This is a genomic window from Zoogloea sp., assembly GCF_023150065.1.
GTDB lineage: Bacteria > Pseudomonadota > Gammaproteobacteria > Burkholderiales > Rhodocyclaceae > Zoogloea.
Window position 1 is genome coordinate 1 of sequence record NZ_JAKLLN010000063.1, and the last position, 1,820, is coordinate 1,820.

At 68.6% G+C, this 1,820-nt stretch carries 2 protein-coding genes; both read left to right on the forward strand.

Going from position 1 to position 1,820, the window contains the following annotated elements; translation table 11 throughout:
* Window positions 1-692, forward strand: a 692-nt coding sequence (locus L6Q67_RS23365; protein ID WP_367171671.1) for an ammonium transporter, incomplete at its 5' end; no start/stop codon positions are given.
* Window positions 693-866: 174 nt separating this feature from the next.
* Window positions 867-1,820: glutamate--cysteine ligase (gene gshA, locus L6Q67_RS23370; RefSeq protein ID WP_296575861.1), on the forward strand; the 954-nt coding region annotated here is incomplete at its 3' end.

Consider the following 1,820-nt stretch of genomic DNA (forward strand, 5'->3'; position numbering starts at 1 on the left):
GCGTGGGCTACGGCCGCGAGGCGATGGCGCCGCACAACCTGCCCTTCACGATGGTGGGCGCGGCCATGCTGTGGGTGGGCTGGTTCGGGTTCAACGCCGGCTCGGCGCTGGAGGCGGGCAACTCGGCGGTGCTGGCGTTCATGAACACCTTCACCGCCACCGCGGCCGCGGTGCTCGCCTGGTGCCTGGGCGAGGCCATGCTGCGCGGCAAGGCCTCGATGCTGGGTGCGGCTTCGGGCGCGGTGGCCGGCCTGGTGGCCATCACGCCGGCGGCCGGCAACGTGGGGCTGATGGGCGCCATCGTGATCGGCTTCGTCGCCGGCTTTGCGTGCCTGTGGGGTGTCAATGGCCTGAAGCGCCTGCTCGGCGCGGACGACTCGCTGGACGTGTTCGGTGTGCACGGCGTGGGCGGCATCATCGGCGCGCTGTTGACGGGCGTGTTCAACACGCAGGACCTCGGCGGCCCCGGCCTGGTGACCGACTGGGTCACCGCGACGGTGGGGTCCAACGGTGTCGGCGCCCAGTTGTGGATCCAGGCCAAGGCCGTGGCGCTGACGGTGGTGTGGTCGGCGTTGGTGGCGACGGTGTCATTCAAGGTTGTCGACCTGGTCATCGGCCTGCGCGTGCCCGAGGAAGACGAGCGCGAGGGCCTGGACATCAGCTCGCACGGCGAGACGGCATACGCCAAGTGAGGATGCCGTGATGCAGGCCGGCCGCCTGACGATGGGCGGCCGGGCATCGGCAGACGCGGGGGGTGCGGGCCGGGAGGTCCTCGCTCCCCGCGCCCATTTTGGCAACCGCTCCGGTGCGGCGCCACCAGCTTCCTACAATCATGGCACTGTCGTCCACCGCTCAACGGAGCGCCCATGGTCCCGCACCTCGTCACTGCCCTCACCGGTCCGATCAATGAGCTGGAAGCGCGCATCCTCGAGTCGATGCCCGCCATCGAGCGCTGGTTCCGGCTGGAGTGGATGGAACACACGCCGCCGTTCTACACGGCGGTGGACATTCGCAACGCCGGCTACAAGCTCGTCCCGGTCGACACCGACCTGCATCCGCGCGGATTCGGGCACCTCACCCCGGCCATGCTGCCGCTGGCCGTGCAGGCGGCGATGGCTGCGATCGAGAAGATCTGCCCCGAGGCGAAGAACCTGCTGCTCATACCGGAGAGCGGCAACCGGGAAGCCGGGTATGTCGAGAACCTGCAGCGCCTGGTCCAGATCTTCACCCAGGCCGGGCTGAACGTGCGCCTGGGGTCGTTGGTAGCGGGGTCGACGCCTGTCGAACCGCTGGTGCTGCCCGATGGCAGCGAGCTGGCGCTCGAGCCACTGGTGCGCACGCGGGGTCGCCTGGGGCTGAAGAACTTCGACCCCTGCACCATCTTGCTCAATACCGACCTGCCCGAGGGTGTGCCGCAGGTGTTGCAGGGACTGTACGAGCAGTACCTGCTGCCACCATTGCACGCCGGCTGGACGGTGCGGCGCAAGAGCCAGCACTTCAAGAGCTACGAGGAAGTGGCCAAGAAGTTCGCCAAATTGTTGGGCATGGATCCGTGGCTGATCCACCCGATGTTCGGCCAGTGCGGACAGGTCGACTTCAGCAGCCGCGAGGGCCTGGACTGCGTGCGCGGCAACGTCGATGCGCTGCTCACCAAGATCCGGCGCAAGCACAAGGAATACGGCATCGGCGAAAAGCCGTTCGTGGTCGTCAAGGCCGATGCCGGTGGGCGTGGCGCCGGGCTCGTGACCCTGCGCGACGCGAAGGATCTCGACGCGCTCGATCTGGCCGCCCAGGCGCGCGCCAGCCAGGGCGTGCACGAG